This is a genomic window from Streptomyces sp. CA-243310, from assembly GCF_050936775.1.
GTDB lineage: Bacteria > Actinomycetota > Actinomycetes > Streptomycetales > Streptomycetaceae > Streptomyces.
This window is the reverse complement of sequence record NZ_JBNJMF010000002.1, coordinates 1,044,567-1,061,866: the sequence shown is the minus strand read 5'-3', so window position 1 is coordinate 1,061,866 and position 17,300 is coordinate 1,044,567. Positions and strand designations below refer to the sequence as shown.

The window sequence follows — 17,300 nt, the reverse complement described above, 5'->3', positions numbered from 1 at the left end:
TGCTCACTTCACACCCTCCTGGGGTACGTGTCGGGGGCGCGGTCGCACCGGCAGGCCGCGCAGCCACAGCCGGATGCCGTGGAAGCGGATGCCCACCGCCACCGCGGCGGTGGACCAGGGATGGCGCAGCGACGCCCGTACGGTGCCCCACGCGCCGGCGGGCCGGCGCTCCCCCCGCACGGTCGCCGTCAGCCGGGCGCCGTCGGCTCCGCCGGCCAACTGCACCATCAGCGCGAGGTGGCCGTCCGGTTCGGGCAGCCGCATCCGGTAGCCGCCGTCCACGTCGAGGAACGGGGAGACGTAGAACTCCTTCGCCGCCCGGGCCGTGCCCCGCGCGGCCTCCGGGCCGAGCAGGTAGCAGTGCCGCTCCCCGTACGTGTTGTGCACCTCGGCCACCACGTGACGCAGTTCCCCGTCGGGGCCGTGGCACCAGTACACCGAGATCGGGTTGAACACGTACCCGAACACGCGGGCGTGCGCGAGCATCGACACCCGGGAACCGGCGGGCAGCGCCGCGTCCTTCGAGACCAGGAAGCGATCGAGCCCGGCCCGGATCGTCGGCAGCCCGCCGCCGAAGTGGTCCCGCGCGTCGAAGTGGGCCAGATGCCGCAACGGGCCCGGCAGCCGGGGGAGTTCGTCGAGGTCCACCAGCCACAGGTACGAGCGGTGGCGCAGACCGTACGAGCGTTCGCCGGCCCGCACGTGTCGTATGTCGGCCTCGTACAGGCGGGGTTTCACCAGCTCACCCCCAGCGCTGCCGCCGCCTCCACGCCCGAGCGGCAGCCGTCCTCGTGGAACCCCCACCCGTGGTACGCGCCGGCGTAGGCCGTCACCGGCCCCGACAGTGCGGGCAGCAGACGCTGCGCGGCCACCGACTCCGGCGTGTAGACGGGGTGTTCGTAGTCCATCTCGGCCAGCACCAGATCCGGGCGGACCCGGTCGTCGGCGTTGAGCGTCACCACGTACGGCTCCGGCGCGTCCAGTCCCTGGAGCCGGTTCATGTCGTAGCTGACCCGTACGTGGCCGTCCTGGGGGCGGCAACCGGACAGCCGGTAGTTCCAACAGCCCCGGGCCCCGGCCGCGCGCGGCAGCACCGACGCGTCCGTGTGCAGCACGGTCCGGTTGCGGGAGTAGCCGAACGCGCCCAGCGCCTCGCGCTCCGCGTCCGAGGGGTCGGCCAGCAGGCGCAGCGCCTGATCGGCGTGGACGGCGACGACCACCGAGTCGTACCCCGTCGAGGTCCCGTCCGCGGTGGTGATCCGAACGCCCTCCGAGGTGCGCTCCACGGCCCGTACGGGAGTGCCCACCCGGACCGCCCCCGTACCGAGCCGCTCGCGCAGCAGTTCCACGTAGCGCGCCGAACCACCTTCGACCGTACGCCAGTTCGGTGAGCCGCCCACCGACAGCAGCCCGTGATGGGCGAGGAAGCGGAACAGGTAGCGGGCGGGGTAGCGCAGCGCGGTGTCCGGCGGGCAGGACCACACCGAGGCCACCAGCGGGATCGCGAAGTGCCCGGTGAAGTACGCCCCGAACCGGCCCTGCCGCAGGAACCGGGCCAGCGTGATCTCGGGACCGGCCGACGGGGTCGCCAGCAACCGCCGGGCCTGCCGGTGGAAGGCCGGCACCTGCGCCAGCATCCGCAGGTAGGCCAGGTTCGCGGCGGCCCGCGGCTGAGCGAACAGGCCCCGCGGACCACGCGCCCCCGCGTACTCCAGCCCACAGCCCTCGCAGTGCACCGACAGGCTCATCGTCGTCGGTCGGGTGGCCACCCCCAACTCGCCGAAGAGGCGCAGCAGATGGGGGTAGGTGCGGTCGTTGTGGACGATGAACCCGGAATCCACCGACCGGATCTCGCCGTCCGTCCCCTTCAGCTCATGGGTGTGGGCGTGCCCGCCCAGCCGGTCATCTGCCTCGTACAGGGTCACCTCGTGGGAGCGCGCCAGCACGTATGCCGCCGTCAGCCCCGAGACACCCCCGCCGACCACGGCCGTACGCGGTCGTGATCGTCCTCGCTCGCTCATCGTGTTGCCTCCTTGACCGGTACTTCGGAGCCGGAGGGGTGCTCGGATGTGTCTCCGGGCGAACCGGGCCACCAGGATTTCGGTCCGATGTCCCTGACCAGGGCCGGAACCAGCAGCGAACGCACGACGAGGGTGTCCAACAGGACGCCGAAGGCCACGATGAAGGCGATCTGCGCCAGGAAGGCGAGCGGGATCACCCCCAGCGCGGCGAAGGTCGCCGCGAGGACCACGCCCGCCGAGGTGATCACCCCGCCGGTGGAGGTCAGACCGCGCCGGATGCCCTCGCGGTGACCGTGCGCCACCGTCTCCTCGCGGACCCGGGACATCAGGAAGATGTTGTAGTCCACCCCGAGCGCGACCAGGAAGACGAACCCGTACAACGGAACCGAGGCGTCCGTCCCGGTGAACCCGAACACGCCCCGGAAGACGACGGCGGACACGCCGAGCGTGGCGAGGAAGTTCAGCGCCACCGTCGCCACCAGCAACAGCGGCATCACCAGCGAACGCAGCAACCCCGCCAGGATCACCAGGATGATCCCGAGCACCACCGGCACGATCAGGGCGCGGTCGTGGGCCGCCGTCCGCTGGGTGTCGTACTGCTGGGCCGTGTACCCGCCGACCAGCGCGTCCGCGCCCGGAACCGCGTGCACGGCGGTCCGCAACCGGCCCACCGTCTCCTTCGCGGCGTCACTGTCGGCCGCGTCGTCCAGGGTCGCGTCGATCCGGACCCGGCCGCCGGGCCCCGCGTCGCCCACCCGCGCCGCGTCGGCGACGCCCTCGGTGGCCCGCGCGGCCGCCACCACCTCGGAGGCCCGGCCCGCGTCGGCGATCACCACGGCGGGGTTGCCCGCGCCCCCCGGGAAATGCCGCCCCAGCGTCGCCTGCGCCGACACCGACGGGGCGTCGTTCACGAAGATCTCGTCGAGCGGCACCCCCTTGGAGACCAGCATCGGGGAGAGGGCCGCACAGGCCAGCAGCCCGGCGAGGGTCAGGGACCACACCCGGCGCGGCGCCCGGTCCACCAGCGCCGCCACCCGGGTCCAGACGGGATGCGCGGCGTCGGAGGCCTTCGGGCGGGCCGGCCAGTAGGCGGCCCGGCCCGACAGCACCAGCGCGGCGGGCAGGAACGTCAACGCGGCGAGCACCGCGCAACCGATGCCGATCGCCCCCACCGGCCCCAACGCCCGATTGTTGGTCAGGTCGCTCAGCAGGAGCGCCAGCAGGCCCAGGCCCACGGTGGCGGCGCTCGCGACGACCGGGCCCAGCGTGCGCCGCCACGCGGCCCGCATCGCCGTGAACCGGTCGGGCTCCGTCGCGAGTTCCTCCCGGAACCGGGCGGTCAGCAGCAGCGCGTAGTCCGTCGCGGCGCCGATGACCAGGATCGACAGGATGCCCTGCACCTGACCGTCCACCCGGACCAGCCCGCGATCGGCCAGCGCGTACACGATCGCGCAGGCCAGGCCGAGGGCGAGCACCGCGCCGAAGACCACGATCAGGGGCAGCAGCACACTGCGGTAGACCACGAGGAGGATCACCAGGACCGTCGCCAGCGCCACCCCCAGCAGCAGTCCGTCGATGCCCGCGAAGGCGTCCCCGAGGTCCGCCTGGGTGGCGGCCGGACCGGCGATCGACACCGTGGTGCCCGGCACCTTCCCGGCCGCACCCCGCACCCGGTCCAGTACGTCCGTCAATCCGTCGCCGAGGTCCGGCCGCAGCGGCACGACACCCCGCAGGGCCTGCCCGTCCTGCGAGGGAAACGCCGGGGAGGCCGGGCCCGCGAGCCCCCCGCCCCCGGAGAGCGAGGCCAGCGCGGCGCTCGCCGCGCCCTGGACGGCGGGGGCGAGCCGGCCGCCGTCCGAGGCGGTCCACACCACGATCGCGGGCAGCGACTCGGCCTGCCGCAGGGCCCGCTGCGCCTCCACCACCCGGGTGGACTCGGCGCTGCGTGGCAGGAAGGCGGCCTGGTCGTTGGTGGCGACCTGGCCGAGCTTGCCCGCGTACGGGCCGAGCACCCCGCCGACGGCGAGCCAGCCGAGCAACAACAGGATCGGAATCACCAGGCGGGTGATCCGCGGTGACGGGCGCATGGCACTCCCGGACAAGAGGTCAGTCTGTGCTGAGGTGGTGGACGGGCCTTCTGGATCACCTTTCGGCCGGGACACGTCATTCGGATGCGCCGCTCGGGCGAGCGACGCATCCGATCGCACCGACCGGGCCGAATCCCCAGTGAGGTCACGCCCACGAGATCTCCCGGCATCCCACGAGATCTTCCGTACGAGGTCCCCGACCGGGACCACCAGGAGCGGAGACGCGTCATGACAAGCCTGCGATGTCTGGTCACCGGTGCCACCGGCTACATCGGCGGCCGGCTGGTGCCCGAACTCCTCGACGCCGGCCATCAGGTCCGCTGCCTGGCCCGCTCCCCGGAGAAACTGCGCGACCACCCCTGGGCCGGCCGGGCCGAGGTGGTGCGCGGCGACGTCGTCGACCCGCGTTCGGTGGGGGAGGCCCTGCACGACATCGACGTGGCCTACTACCTGGTCCACTCCCTCGGCACCGGTTCCGGCTTCGAGGACCGGGACCGCGCCGCCGCCCGGATCTTCGCCGAGCAGGCCCACGCGGCGGGGGTCCGGCGGATCGTCTACCTGGGCGGGCTCACCCCCACCGGGGTCCCGATCCGGGAACTCTCCACGCACCTGCGCTCCCGCGCCGAGGTCGGGGAGATCTTCCTCGCCTCCGCCGTCCCGGCGACCGTGCTGCGCGCCGCCGTCATCATCGGCTCCGGCTCCGCCTCCTTCGAGATGCTGCGCTACCTCACCGAGCGGCTGCCCGTCATGGTCACCCCGAGCTGGGTCGGCACCCGCTGCCAGCCGATCGCCGTCCGCGACGTCCTGCGCTACCTCGTCGGCAGCGCCACGATGCCGCCCGAGGTCAGCCGGACCTTCGACATCGGCGGCCCGGACGTGGTCACGTACGAGGAGATGATGCGCCGCTACGCCTCCGTGGCGGAGCTTCCCAAACGGCTCATCCTGCGCGTGCCGATGCTCACCCCGCGACTGTCCAGCCACTGGATCGGGCTGGTCACCCCGGTGCCGCGGCGCCTCGCCCGACCGCTCGCCGAATCGCTGCGCCACGAGGTGGTGTGCGAGGAGCACGACATCGCCCGGTACGTCACGGACCCGCCCGGTACGCCGTTCGGCTTCGACCAGGCCCTCGCCCTCGCCCTCCAGCGCGTCCGCGACGCCAACGTGATCACCCGCTGGTCCTCCGCCTCCCTGCCCGGCGCCCCCAGCGACCCGCTGCCCACCGACCCCGACTGGGCCGGCGGCAGCCTGTACGAGGACAACCGGGGACTGGACGTGGACGCCTCTCCGGCCGCGCTGTGGCGGGTGGTGGAGGGCATCGGCGGGGAGAACGGCTGGTACTCCTTCCCGCTCGCCTGGGCGGTACGCGGCTGGCTCGACCGGCTCGTCGGCGGAGTCGGCATCCGGCGCGGCCGGCGCGACGCGTCCCGCCTGCGGGTGGGCGACTCGCTCGACTTCTGGCGGGTGGAGGAGATCGAGCCGGGCCGGCTGCTGCGGTTGCGCGCCGAGATGCGGCTGCCGGGGCTGGCCTGGCTGGAACTGCGCGCGGAACCCGACCCGGACACGTCCGAGGACGCCGCCGCGGCCCACACCGACACCGACCACGCTCCGGGACGGACGGCGACGGCGACCGCCACGACCGCGACGGCGGCTCGTTCCCGCTACCGTCAGCGCGCCCTGTTCCACCCCCACGGGCTGCTCGGGCACATGTACTGGTGGAGCGTCTCCCCCTTCCACGCCGTGGTCTTCGGCGGCATGGCACGCAACATCGCCCGGGCCGCCGAGCGGCAGGCCCCCACCCCGGTCGGACGACCCGAAGGCGCCGGCGCATCCGATCCGGACCGACACGCCGAAGCACCCCACGACAACCGTCCCCCACGAAGCTGACGCGGAGACGAGAACCCATGAACGTCGCGGTGGTCCTCTACACCTCGGACCTGCGCCTGCACGACCACCCACCGCTGCGCGCGGCCATGTCCTCGTCCGACCGGGTCGTGCCCCTGTTCGTCCGCGACCGGGCCATCGAGGCGGCCGGTTTCGCCGCGCCCAACCGGTCGGCTTTCCTCGCCGACTGCCTCGCCGCCCTCGACACCGGACTGCGCGAACGCGGCGGACGTCTGGTGGTGCGTTCCGGCGAGGTCGTCGACCGGGTGTGCGCCGTCGTACGCGAGGCGGACGCCGACGAGGTGCACATGGCGGCCGGGGTCAGCGCGTACGCCCACGCCCGCGAGGAACGGCTGCGCGCCGCCCTGGAGGCCGAGGGGCGGCGGCTGTACGTCCACGACGCGGTGATCACGGCGGTCGCCCCGGGGGCCGTGCGGCCCGCCGGCGGGGACCACTTCGCCGTCTTCACCCCGTACCTGCGCCGCTGGACCGAACTGCCCCCGCGCCCGACGGCACCGGCCCCCCGCACGGTCCGGGTCCCCGACGGCATCGACTCCGAGGCGCTGCCCGAGCGCACCGCCGTCACCGGGACCTCCCCGGGCCTCGTGCCCGGCGGCGAGCGCGAGGCCCGGCGGCTGCTCTCCGGCTGGCTGAACGACGGCATCGCCCACTATGAGGACACCCACGACGACCTCGCCGGCGACGCCACCTCCCGGCTCTCCCCCCACCTGCACTTCGGCACGATCTCGCCCGTCGAGGCCGTCCAACGCTCCCGCGCGGTCGGCGGGCCGGGCGCCGAGGCCTTCGTTCGGCAACTGTGCTGGCGCGACTTCCACCACCAGGTGCTGGCCGCCCGCCCCGCCGCGGCGGCCGAGGACTACCGCGCCCGCCGGGACCACTGGCGCACCGGCGCCGCCGCCGAGGAGGAGATCCAGGCCTGGAAGGAGGGGCGTACCGGCTATCCGGTGGTCGACGCGGCCATGCGCCAGCTCGCCCACGAGGGCTGGATGCACAACCGCGGCCGACTGTTGGCCGCGAGTTTCCTCGCCAAGACCCTGTACGTGGACTGGCGGGCCGGCGCCCGACACTTCCTCGACCTCCTCGTGGACGGGGACCTCGCCAACAACCAGCTCAACTGGCAGTGGGTGGCCGGCACGGGCACCGACACCCGACCCAACCGGGTCCTCAACCCGGTCCGCCAAGGCCTGCGCTACGACCCCGACGGCGCCTACGTGCACCGCTGGGTCCCCGAGCTGGCCGACCTGCCCGCCCCCCGGGTGCACGAGCCCTGGCGGTTGGCCGCCCCGGAACGCGCACGCTTCGACTACCCGGAACCGCTGGTGGAGCTCGCGGACGCGCTCGGCCGCTTCCGGAAAGGGCGCGGAATCGAATGACGGCCGACCCTCATGACCTCGTCGTATCGTGAGCGGGTGGACCCCGTGCCGCCCCACCCGCCCCAGGACCACGCCCCGGAACTGCCCGCGGCGGCGTTGAGCACCGGCGCCGTGGCCCGGCGCCTCGGGGTGTCGCCCACCACCCTGCGGTCCTGGGAGCGCCGGTACGCCATCGGCCCCGCGACCCGCGAGGACGGCCGGCACCGGCGCTGGACCGCCCAGGACATCGCCCGCCTGGAGCTGATGTGCCGGCTGACCGCCCAGGGGGTGCCGCCCTCCGAGGCCGCCCGGGCCGCCGTCGGCGCTGCCCCCGGCGGCGACGCCGCCCCGGAGCCGGCGGCCGTCCCCGAATCCGCGGCGGCGCCGGGCGGCCCCAACGCGCTCCCGCTCGGCGAGGTCCGCCCCGAGTGCAGGGGGCTCGCCCGGGCCGCCGTACGACTCGACGCCCCGGCGGTGGAACAGCTGCTGGAGGCCGCCGTCGCGGAACACGGCCTGGTCACCGCGTGGGAGGAGATCATCGCGCCGACCCTGCACGCGGTGGGCCGCAAGTGGGCCTCGGCCGGGGAACGTTACGTGGAGGTGGAACACCTGCTCTCCTGGCACGTCTCGTGCGCGCTGCGCCGGGTGCGCCCCGCCGCGGAACAACTGCGCTCCTCTCCCGTGCTGTTGGCCTGCGCACCGGGAGAGCAACACACCCTGCCCATGGAGGCGCTGGCCGCCGTGCTCGGCGAACGGGGCCTGCCGGTGAGGATGTTCGGGGCCGCCCTCCCCGCCGAGGCGCTGCACGAGGCGGTCCGGCGCACGGGTCCGCGCGCGGCCGTCCTGTGGTCCCAGTCCCGGAGCACCGCCGACCGGGCCCTGGCGCGTTCGGTCGCCGCCATCGAGTGGGGACTGCGCGGTGCACGCGGACACTCGGCGCTGCTGCTCGCAGGACCCGGCTGGGGCACGGGATCCCCGGACCCGCGCACCGAGCGGCTGTTCGGCCTGCGCTCGGGCCTCGGCGTCATCGAGAACGCCCTGCGCCCCGCGGACCACGCCGAACAGACCACGAGGACGGGCCCGGCGACCGGGACGCGGGCGTAGTCCCTTCCGGCCCTTCCGGCCCTTCCGGCCCATCCGGTCCGCCGCCGCGTCGCGGGACCGCGCGGCCGGCGCGGTCGGCGCGGACCGTCACCCGGCCGCGGCCTCCGGCGTGCGGGGCGACACGGCCGGAGCCACCGACGCGCGCAGGAGGCACAGGGCCCGCCGCATGTGGCTCTTGACCGTGCCCAGCGGCAACCCCGTGCGATCCGCGATCTGGCTCTGGGTCAGGTCTCCGTAGAAGGCGAGCCGCATGACGCGCTGCTGCGCCGCAGGCAGCCGGGCCAGCTCCCCGAGGATCAACATCCGGTCCACCACCTGCTCCGGCTCCGGTCGGTCACAGCCCGCGGGCCACCGGGCGAACTCGTGGAAGGCGCGGGTGGCCGCCGCGACCGCCCGGGCCCGCCGGGTCCTGGCCTCCAGGGCGTCGGCCACCTTGTGGCGGGTGATCCCGGTCAGCCAGGCCCCGAGCCCGCCGGGGCCCGGCCGGTAGCCGCCCCGGCCGCGCCAGGCGGCCAGGAACACCTGCTGGGTCACGTCCTCGGCCTCACGCTCGTCGCCGAGCGAGCGGCGCGCCAGGGAGTGCACCAGCGGCCGCCACCGGCGGTACGCGGCCTCCATGGCGCGCTCGTCGCCCGCCGCGAAGCCGGCCGCGATGCGCGCCTCGTCCGGCGCGTGGTCCTCGTACGCCAGGGTGCCCGGCGCGCCCGATGCGGAATGTCCCCGCGGGTGCGTCCGCCGATCTCGCCGGCACGTCTGGTCGTCCATCCGGTCGTCCATGCCCCGAGCCTCGCGAGCACGACGGCCTCCGGCCAACTCGCACCGTTTCCGCATCGATTTCCGCGCCGCCGATCGACACCCGATCGACGTCCCGCGGCGGCGCCGCCGAGCGACGTCCCGCAGGGGAGAGCGGTACGCGTCAGGTCGCCTCCGCGGCCCGGCCCTCGCCCGCCATGAACCGCCACACCAGCGCGTGCCCCAGCACCACCAGGAGGATCAGCAACAGTGCCTCCGCCTGGATCCCCTTGAGGTTGACCACGTCGGCCATCTCGGGGTGGGAGCCCACCACGGCGATCAGCACGTAGAGCACGGTCACGCCCACCCGGTGCCACAGCAGCCCCGCGCCGACGCCCTCGGCCCGGTCGCGGGCGAGCAGCCGCAGCGTGGACGCGCATCCGATGACCGCGATCACGACGAAGGAGGCTCGCCAGATCCACGGCTGCTCGGTGCCTCCGACCTGGGCGAACAGGCCCATGAGCGCCGGAAGCAGGAAGGACAGGTAGATGCCGCCGACCACCCGCCGCAGGGCGGGGGCGCGCATCCATTCGGAATGGCTCTGCACGACGTTCCACCACAGACCGACCAGGGTGAAACACGTGGCGGAGAACAAGGCGTAGAACGTGCTGACATCCATGAAGCCCGACAGTGACACGCCTGCCCGGCGACTTCGGCGACGACATGCCGGAGCGACTATCGTCCGGAGGATGAGTGACCTGATGCTGGTGAGGCATGGTGAGACGGCGTGGAGCGCCAACGGGAAGCACACCGGGCTGACGGACATCCCGCTGACCGCGCGCGGGGTCGAGGAGGCCATCTCCCTGGCCCCGTTCTTCCTGGAACGGCAGCCCGCCCTGGTGCTGACCAGCCCGCTGCGCCGCGCGGTGGCCACGGCCCAGCTCGCCGGGCTGAGTGACGGCGTCCCCGACCCGGACCTGCACGAATGGGACTACGGCGGCTACGAGGGCGTGACCACCGCCGAGATCCGCACGACCCGTCCGAACTGGTCGCTGTGGACCGACGGGGTCCCGCCCGGGGACGCCGGGCACCCCGGCGAGCAGGCCGAGCAGGTCGGAGCCCGCGCGGACCGCGCGCTGGCCCGGATCGCCGAGGTGCTGCGGGAGGACCGCGGCGACGTGGTGGTGGTCGCCCACGGCCACTTCCTGCGGGTGCTGACGGCCCGCTACCTCGGACTGCCCCCCGCCGAGGGACGACTGTTCCTGCTGCGCACCGGGACGGTCAGCCTCCTGTCGACCGAGCACGAGCTCCCGGTCATCGCCGGCTGGAACACCAGGCCCTGACCCTCCCGGACCTCCCCTCCCGCCCGCCGCGGACCGGCAGGACGACGAGTGACCGGCCATAAACCGCCGTGGGCCACTGTTCTCGCAGTCGCAGTCGCAGTCGCAGTCGCAGGCCGGCAGGGCACACCGTCCGGAGAGGAGCCGTCCATGGAGTCCACCGCGGTGCTCCAGCGGGACCCCGCCGCGCCCGGGGGACCCGCGTTGCGCATCGGGGTCCTCGGCCCGCTCGACGTGCGTCTCGACGGCGAATCCCGCACGCCCACCGCGCCACAGGTCCGACGGGTCCTGGCCGTGCTGTTGCTGCGCGCGGGGCGGCCCGTGCCGCTCGCCGCCCTCATCGAGGAACTGTGGGAGATCGACCCGCCGCGGCTCGCCCGCAAGACCGTCCAGACGTACGTGTACCAGTTGCGCCGCGCCCTGGCCCGGCGGCCGGTCACCGGGCACGGCCCCATCCCCGCACCGCACGCCTCCGATCGGCTGGAGACCCGTACGAACGGCTACCTGCTGCGGGTGCGCCCGGAGGAGGTGGACCTGTGGGACTTCGAACGCCGGATCGGACTGGCCCGCGTGGACCTGGACGCCGGCAACGCCCGCGAGGCCGCCGGGGCGTTGCGGGCGGCCCTCGCCCTGTGGCGCGGGGACGCCTTCGCCGACGTCCCCGCCGGCCCCGAACTCGCCTCCCGGATCAGCCGGATCGAGGCCACCCGGATCAGCGCCCTGGAGATGCGGGTCCAGGCGGACCTGCAACTCGGCCTCCACGGGGCACTGCTCGACGAACTGCGCCGGCTCACCGCCGAACACCCGCTCAACGAGAGGTTCGCCGCCGACCTGGTCCTCGCCGCACACCGCTCCGGCCAACGCGCCACCGCCCTGGACGCGTTCACCCGACTGCGCCGCAACCTCGTCCGGGAGCTGGGCATCGAACCCTCCGACTGGGTCCGCAAGCTCCAGCAGGAGGTGCTGAGCGCCGACCCGCGCCTCGGCGCGCCCGCGCCCGCACACCTGATCCCGCCCGGCCGGCCCGCCCGGGACCTCGCCGCGCCCGCGCCCGCGACCCTGCCCAGGTTGACGCAACTGCCTCCCGACACACCGGATTTCGTCGGCCGACGTCGCGAACTCGACCGGCTGCTCGCCCTGGCCGCCCCCGGAGAGGAAACCGAACGGCGCGCCGCACCCCGGATCGTCACCGTCCTCGGTGGCATCGGCACCGGCAAGAGCGTGCTGGCCGTCCGGGCCGCCCACCTGCTCAGCGGACGCTTCCCCGACGGTCAGTTGTACGCCCGGCTGCACAGCGACCGGGAGACGCCGATCAGCCCCACGCTGATCCTGCGCTCCTTCCTGCGCGACCTGCACCTCGACTCCGTGCCCACCTCGGACGGGGACCCCGCCGGATGGGCCGAGGACGAGCTGGCCCGACGGTTCCGCGACCACACCGCGGGCCGGGCGCTGCTCCTGCTGCTGGAGGACGCCGCATCCGCCCGGCAGATCCTGCCGCTGCTGCCCGGCGGCAGCCGCAGCACCGTCATCACCACCTCCCGGGTCCGCCTGCCGGGACTGCCGGGCGCCGCGCACCTGACGCTCGGGCCGATGAGCACCGAGGACGGCGCCGCGCTGTTCGCCGCGGCCGTCTGCCCCGCGGGCCGGCTCCCGGGTGACGGCACGGCGGCCCGGGGGATCGTCCGGCTGATGGGTCACGTCCCCCTGGGGATCAGGGCGATGGGGGAGACCCTGGCGGCCCGTCCGATGTGGTCCACGGACGATTTCGCCGAACGACTGGCCAACGAGGGGCAACGCCGGGTAGAACTGCGCTCGGGGACCTGGGACGTGCTCGCCCGGGTCGAGCAGTCCTGCGCACGGTTGCCCCGCCCGGCGGGCCGGGCGCTCACCGTACTCAGCCGTTCCGCCCCCGGAGCCTTCGTGGTCCGGGACGCCGCGCAACTCCTCGGGGTGGCCACGAGCACCGCCGAACAGCTCCTGGGCACCCTGCTGGACCACCACGCCGTGGAACTCTCCGGCCGGGTCCCCACCGGAACCCGGGAGATGTCGGTGCCGTCGTTCCGGATACCGGAACTGATCCGGCTCGCCCTCGCCGGGGACCCGGACGCGGATCCGGAACCGCGGCCCCCGACCGCCGAGGGCCGGCCGGCGGCGTACGCCACGATCCGCGCGGGCACGGAGGCGGGGCTTCCCGATCCTTTGCCCCCGCTTGGTCGCCCCGCGTGAAGCTGCGTCTCCGTGGCGGCATGTGCTCAGCACAGCCGCCGCTCGGCAGACACATGCAGGCAGCTGGCCGGGCAACGCCCGGTCGGAGGGGAGACTTCCATGAGGAGCACGATCCTGCGGAGCGGCAGCACGGACCGGAAGCAGCCGGCGGGCGATCAGCACGCCGAGTGCATCGCACGCGAGGGAACGCAACGCCCCGGTGACGAGGAATCGGTGGTCTTCGAATTGTGCTCGGGACTCTTCGCGTCCATGCCGCGGAGCGACCAGCGGATGAAGGCCATCCACTACGTGCGGGGCCTGTTGGGCGCCGAGGGCCGCAAGTCGATCCGCAACATCGCGACGCTGCTCGGAGGGGACGCAGCCGAGCAGAGCCTCCACCACTTCATCTCCAGCTCGACCTGGGACTGGACCCCCGTCCGGCGGGCCCTGGCCCAGCACATCGAACGGGTGTCGCCACCGCAGGCGTACGTGGTACACCCCATGATCATCCCGAAGGCCGGTGAAACCTCCGTGGGGGTCGAGCGGCGCTTCGTGCCGGAGCTGGGTCAGGTCATCAACGCCCAACAGGCCGTGGGCGTCTGGGCCGCCGCCCACGACTGGAGTTCCCCCCTGCACTGGCGGCTCCACCTCACCCACCGCTGGCTGGAGGACGCGAACCGGCGCAGCCAGGCCGCCATCCCCGAGACCACCGTGCAGGAAAGCCTCGCCCAGTGCTCGGTCGAGGCCTATCTGGCGATGATCAGGGACTCCGGTCTCCCGGTCCGCCCCCTGGTGATGGACGCGCGCAACGCCGACGTCCTGAGCACCGTCCACCGACTGCGGGCCGCCGGCACGCCCTGGCTGCTGCGGGTGGACCCCTCCGTACGCCTCACCGTGCTGGAGCCGACCTTCCCCCGCCGCGGTGCCAGCATGACGACCCAACAGATCATGTCCACGGCCTGGCACATGCGTCAGTTGGAACCACGCCGGGGACCCGGAGCGGAGGCACAGCTGCGCGGTGTCAGGCGCCCGGGTTCGCTCGTGGCCGTCAGCGCCACCCTGACCGCCGACACCCGACGCCCCGGCGGCCGACCCGGCGTGGCCGAGGAACTTCTGCTCCTCGGGATCTCCGACGGCGGGCAACTCCCGGCCGAACTGTGGCTCACCGACCTGACGGGGGTGCGACCCGCGGAGTTGACCCAGTTGATCCGGCTCACCCACCGGGTGGACCGGGACCTCGCCGAGGTGGCCGACCAGGTCGGCATCCGGGACTTCTCCGGCCGCTCCTTCAACGGCTGGCACCGGCACGCGACGCTCGCCTCCGCCGCGCACGCCATCGCCCTGCTCAGCGGCCGGCCGAACACCCGGCGGGCCACGGCGGAGGTGACGGACCTGACCGATCCGATGCGCCGCGAACGGCACGGTCGGGGCTACCTGACGGACCTGGGAGGGCGACCTGACCTAGCGAGCTGAGCAGTTGACGGATAGCCCGGACGGCCATTGGCCGTGGCCGCCGGGTCCCACAGGATCGGGACATTCCAACCGATCGAAGCGAGGGACCCCGGACATGACCAAGGTCGCCGTCATCTACTACTCCTCCCAGGGAAACGTCCACCAGCTCGCCGTGGCCGCCGCGGCCGCCGCCGAGAAGGCGGGCGCGGAGGTGCGGTTGCGCAGGACCGCCGAACTCACCACCGAGACGGTAGTACCCGGCAACGACACCTGGAACGCGGCGTGGGAGGAGCACCTCGCCGCCGTGGCGGACATCCCCGAGGCCACGCTCGACGACCTCGAATGGGCCGACGCGGTGCTGTGGGGGACCCCGGGCCGCTACGGCCTGCCCGCCGCCTCGCTCAAGCAGTTCATCGACCAGACCCTCCCCCTGCACTCCAAGCGCGGACTGCTGAACAAGGTGATGTCCTCGTTCACCTCCACCGCGACCCTGCACGGCGGTCAGGAGAGCACCCTCCTGGCACTCAACAACGCCTTCTACCACTGGGGCGCGATCATCGTGCCGCCCGGTGTGGCCGACCCGATCCAGCTGGCCCCGACCAACGGCAACCCGTACGGCGTCAGCAGCGTCTCGCGCAACGAGGCGGGCAACGTCACCGAGGACAACCTCGCCGCCATCGAGTACCAGGCCCGCCGCACCGTCGAGATCACCGCCGCGCTCCGCAAGGGCCTCGCCTAGGTCCTGGTCGTCGGGGCCCGCCCCGCCCGCGGCGCCCGGTCGCGCGCCCCGCCGCGCGGTCGGGGCACCCGAGTACGTCCCGTACACGGGGCGCCCCGCCGCCGCCTGCCCGCCCCTCGCAGGATCGGGGCCCCATGCCGTGCCCATGCCGCGCCCCCGGTCGGGGCCGGGCCCGTCCACCCGGCCCCGGCCCGCCCCGGCCGCGCGGCGTTCCCGGGGCGATCGGCCCTCGCGCGTCCGACCCCGTACACCCGACACCCGCGGCCCCCGCCTCCGGCGCGGTCCCGCGCGTCCCGCCCGCCCCTTCGGGCACTCCCGCACCACCCACCCCCGCATTTCGCCCGCGCGCCCCGCTCCCGCGACCCCACACCGCGCGGCAGAGCGGGCACCGCGCCCTCGCTCGTCTACTCGGAGGCACCCCGTGGAAAACGCCGATATCGGCATCCGGCTGAAACCCGCGCTGCAACAGCCGGACTGGGACGACCCCGCGCAGTTGCGTCGGGTCAGGGAGGAACTCCTGGCCCGCCCCTCACTGGTGGCCGCGGACGACGTCCGGACCCTGCGCGGGCTGTTGGCCCGGGTGGCGGCCGGTCAGGCCCACGTGGTCCAGGTCGGCGACTGCGCCGAGGACCCGGCCGAATGCACGCCCGACCACGTCGCCCGCAAGGCCGCCGTCCTGGACCTGCTCGCCGGGTCGCTGCGGCTGATCACCGGCAAGCCGGTGCTGCGCGTCGGCCGGATCGCCGGCCAGTACGCCAAGCCCCGCTCGCGCCCCACCGAGGTCGTCGACGGGGTCGACATGCCCGTCTTCCGCGGCCACATGGTCAACGGTCCCGAACCCGACGTCGACGCCAGACGCCCCGATCCGCTGCGGCTGCTCACCGGCTACATGGCCGCCGACGACGTGATGCGGGGCCTCGGCTGGCGCCCCGGCAGTCCCGGCGCCGACATCGACCCCATGGTGTGGACCAGCCACGAGGCCCTGCTCCTCGACTACGAGGTGTCGATGCTCCGCGGGGACGAGGCCGGCGGGCTGATGTTGGCCTCCACCCACTGGCCCTGGATCGGCGAACGCACCCGGCAGGTCGACGGCGCCCACGTCGAGCTGCTGTCCCGGGTGAGCAATCCGGTCGCCTGCAAGGTCGGCCCGAACATGAGCCCGGCCGAGCTCCTCGCCCTGTGCGAACGGCTCGACCCGGACCGCGAACCCGGCCGCCTCACCCTGATCGCCCGGATGGGCGCCGACGCCGTCCCCGACGCGCTGCCCCCGCTCGTGACCGCCGTCCGCGAGGCCGGACACCCGGTGATCTGGCTGACCGACCCCATGCACGGCAACACCGTCAGCACCCCCGACGGGTACAAGACCCGCTACGTCGAAACCGTCGAACGCGAGGCCGTGGCCTTCCACTTCGCCGTCACCGAGGCCGGAGGCGTCGCCGGCGGCTTCCACCTGGAGACCACCCCGGACGCCGTCACCGAATGCGTCTCCGACCCGTCCGCGATCGATCGGGTCGGCGAGTTCTACACCAGTCACTGTGACCCGCGGCTCAACCCCGGACAGGCCATATCCGTCGTATCCAGCTGGAGTTTCTGATGGACGGCACCACAGCACTCGTCACGGGAGCCGCCGGCGGGATAGGCCACGCGGTCGCCCTCACCCTCGGGGCGCGCGGCGTCCGCATCGCCGCCGTGGACCGCGATCCGGTGGCCCTGCGGCGGGCGGTCGAGGAGTGGGCCGACCAGGGCGTCAAGGCCGTCGCCTTCCCCACCGACGTCACCAGCAGCGCCGACGTCGAGCGGACCGTCGCCGCGGCGGAGAGCGAACTCGGCCCCATCGAGCACCTCGTCAACGCCGCCGGCATCCTGCGCCTGGGCCAGGCCCGCGCGTTCACCGACGAGGACTGGAACGCCACCTTCGCCGTCAACGCCACCGGCGTCTTCCACGTCTCCCGGGCCGTGGTCAACCGGATGGCGGAGCGCGCCAGGGGCTCCCTCGTCACCGTCGCCTCCAACGCCGCCGGCACCCCCCGCACGGACATGGCCGCCTACGCCGCCTCCAAGGCCGCGGCCACCATGTTCACCAAGTCCCTCGGCCTGGAAGTGGCCCGCCACGGCATCCGCTGCAACATCGTCGCCCCCGGCTCCACCGACACCCCGATGCTGCGGTCCATGTGGCACGACGAGTCGGGCCCGCGCGGCTCCATCGAGGGACACGGGGACTCGTACCGCGTCGGCATCCCGCTCGGCCGACTCGCACAGCCCCGACACATCGCCGACGCCGTGGCCTTCCTGCTCTCCGACGAGGCCGCGCACATCACCCTGCACACGCTCACGGTCGACGGCGGCGCCACCCTCGGCGTCTGACG

The 17,300-nt window shown here is 73.9% G+C and carries 13 protein-coding genes and 1 pseudogene; 9 read left to right on the top strand and 5 right to left on the bottom strand.

Annotation, left to right across the window (positions count from 1 at the left end; all coding sequences use genetic code 11):
• Positions 1–3 precede the first annotated feature (3 nt).
• Genes ACQEVM_RS22255 through ACQEVM_RS22245 form a run of 3 tightly spaced genes read right to left on the bottom strand, consistent with a single transcriptional unit; the run spans position 4 to position 4,108 of the window.
• A complete protein-coding gene (locus ACQEVM_RS22255) occupies positions 4–738 on the bottom strand; it encodes a DUF1365 domain-containing protein (protein ID WP_433081721.1) in 735 nt (244 codons plus the stop codon).
• Entirely contained in the window at positions 735–2,021 is a 1,287-nt protein-coding gene (locus ACQEVM_RS22250; RefSeq protein WP_433081719.1) for an NAD(P)/FAD-dependent oxidoreductase, read from the bottom strand. The genes ACQEVM_RS22255 and ACQEVM_RS22250 overlap by 4 nt, the downstream gene beginning before the upstream one ends.
• On the bottom strand, positions 2,018–4,108 hold the full coding sequence (locus ACQEVM_RS22245) for an MMPL family transporter (RefSeq protein ID WP_433081717.1): 2,091 nt from the start codon (positions 4,106–4,108) through the stop codon (positions 2,018–2,020). The genes ACQEVM_RS22250 and ACQEVM_RS22245 overlap by 4 nt, the downstream gene beginning before the upstream one ends.
• 228 nt (positions 4,109–4,336) lie before the next feature.
• Here ACQEVM_RS22245 and ACQEVM_RS22240 point away from each other — a divergent pair, with 228 nt between their 5' ends.
• From ACQEVM_RS22240 to ACQEVM_RS22230, 3 genes are read left to right on the top strand one after another with little or no spacing between them, the layout of a single operon-like run.
• Positions 4,337–5,992, top strand: a complete 1,656-nt coding sequence (locus ACQEVM_RS22240) for an SDR family oxidoreductase (protein WP_433081715.1) — start codon at positions 4,337–4,339, stop codon at positions 5,990–5,992.
• A gap of 17 nt (positions 5,993–6,009) precedes the next feature.
• Positions 6,010–7,383 carry a cryptochrome/photolyase family protein gene (locus ACQEVM_RS22235; RefSeq protein WP_433081713.1) on the top strand — a complete coding sequence of 458 codons (1,374 nt, stop codon included), beginning with the start codon at positions 6,010–6,012 and terminating at the stop codon, positions 7,381–7,383.
• Positions 7,384–7,419: 36 nt separating this feature from the next.
• Complete coding sequence (locus ACQEVM_RS22230; RefSeq protein ID WP_433081711.1) at positions 7,420–8,466, top strand: MerR family transcriptional regulator; 1,047 nt, start codon at positions 7,420–7,422, stop codon at positions 8,464–8,466.
• Positions 8,467–8,553: 87 nt separating this feature from the next.
• Here the strand turns inward: ACQEVM_RS22230 and ACQEVM_RS22225 are convergent, their stop codons facing one another.
• Both ACQEVM_RS22225 and ACQEVM_RS22220 read right to left on the bottom strand, forming a co-directional pair.
• Entirely contained in the window at positions 8,554–9,243 is a 690-nt protein-coding gene (locus ACQEVM_RS22225) for an RNA polymerase sigma factor (protein ID WP_433081709.1), read from the bottom strand.
• Between the two features lie 139 nt (positions 9,244–9,382).
• Positions 9,383–9,877, bottom strand: a complete 495-nt coding sequence (locus ACQEVM_RS22220; protein WP_433081707.1) for a hypothetical protein — start codon at positions 9,875–9,877, stop codon at positions 9,383–9,385.
• 70 nt (positions 9,878–9,947) lie between these two features.
• On the opposite strand from ACQEVM_RS22220, the gene ACQEVM_RS22215 reads away from it, so the two are divergent.
• From ACQEVM_RS22215 to ACQEVM_RS22190, 6 genes and pseudogenes are all read left to right on the top strand, one after another.
• Positions 9,948–10,541, top strand: coding sequence for a histidine phosphatase family protein (locus ACQEVM_RS22215; protein ID WP_433081705.1), 594 nt, complete (start codon positions 9,948–9,950; stop codon positions 10,539–10,541).
• 147 nt (positions 10,542–10,688) lie between these two features.
• On the top strand, positions 10,689–12,764 hold the full coding sequence (locus ACQEVM_RS22210; protein WP_433081703.1) for a BTAD domain-containing putative transcriptional regulator: 2,076 nt from the start codon (positions 10,689–10,691) through the stop codon (positions 12,762–12,764).
• Between the two features lie 99 nt (positions 12,765–12,863).
• Positions 12,864–14,105: pseudogene (locus ACQEVM_RS22205) on the top strand (IS701 family transposase); the annotation flags it as partial.
• A 205-nt stretch (positions 14,106–14,310) separates the two neighbouring features.
• Positions 14,311–14,934, top strand: coding sequence for an NAD(P)H-dependent oxidoreductase (locus ACQEVM_RS22200; protein ID WP_267801067.1), 624 nt, complete (start codon positions 14,311–14,313; stop codon positions 14,932–14,934).
• 421 nt (positions 14,935–15,355) lie between these two features.
• Positions 15,356–16,528 carry a 3-deoxy-7-phosphoheptulonate synthase gene (locus ACQEVM_RS22195; RefSeq protein ID WP_433081701.1) on the top strand — a complete coding sequence of 391 codons (1,173 nt, stop codon included), beginning with the start codon at positions 15,356–15,358 and terminating at the stop codon, positions 16,526–16,528.
• Positions 16,528–17,298, top strand: a complete 771-nt coding sequence (locus ACQEVM_RS22190) for a 2,3-dihydro-2,3-dihydroxybenzoate dehydrogenase (RefSeq protein ID WP_433081699.1) — start codon at positions 16,528–16,530, stop codon at positions 17,296–17,298. The genes ACQEVM_RS22195 and ACQEVM_RS22190 overlap by 1 nt, the downstream gene beginning before the upstream one ends.
• Positions 17,299–17,300: the final 2 nt, after the last annotated feature.

What these genes read in the sequence shown, in the direction of transcription:
- ACQEVM_RS22215 (WP_433081705.1), top strand. Translation starts at nt 9,948, where the DNA reads ATGAGTGACCTGATGCTGGTGAGGCATGGTGAGACGGCGTGGAGCGCC.
- ACQEVM_RS22245 (WP_433081717.1), bottom strand. Translation starts at nt 4,108, where the DNA reads ATGCGCCCGTCACCGCGGATCACCCGCCTGGTGATTCCGATCCTGTTG.
- ACQEVM_RS22235 (WP_433081713.1), top strand. Translation starts at nt 6,010, where the DNA reads ATGAACGTCGCGGTGGTCCTCTACACCTCGGACCTGCGCCTGCACGAC.
- ACQEVM_RS22240 (WP_433081715.1), top strand. Translation starts at nt 4,337, where the DNA reads ATGACAAGCCTGCGATGTCTGGTCACCGGTGCCACCGGCTACATCGGC.
- ACQEVM_RS22190 (WP_433081699.1), top strand. Translation starts at nt 16,528, where the DNA reads ATGGACGGCACCACAGCACTCGTCACGGGAGCCGCCGGCGGGATAGGC.
- ACQEVM_RS22210 (WP_433081703.1), top strand. Translation starts at nt 10,689, where the DNA reads ATGGAGTCCACCGCGGTGCTCCAGCGGGACCCCGCCGCGCCCGGGGGA.
- ACQEVM_RS22250 (WP_433081719.1), bottom strand. Translation starts at nt 2,021, where the DNA reads ATGAGCGAGCGAGGACGATCACGACCGCGTACGGCCGTGGTCGGCGGG.
- ACQEVM_RS22225 (WP_433081709.1), bottom strand. Translation starts at nt 9,243, where the DNA reads ATGGACGACCGGATGGACGACCAGACGTGCCGGCGAGATCGGCGGACG.
- ACQEVM_RS22200 (WP_267801067.1), top strand. Translation starts at nt 14,311, where the DNA reads ATGACCAAGGTCGCCGTCATCTACTACTCCTCCCAGGGAAACGTCCAC.
- ACQEVM_RS22220 (WP_433081707.1), bottom strand. Translation starts at nt 9,877, where the DNA reads ATGGATGTCAGCACGTTCTACGCCTTGTTCTCCGCCACGTGTTTCACC.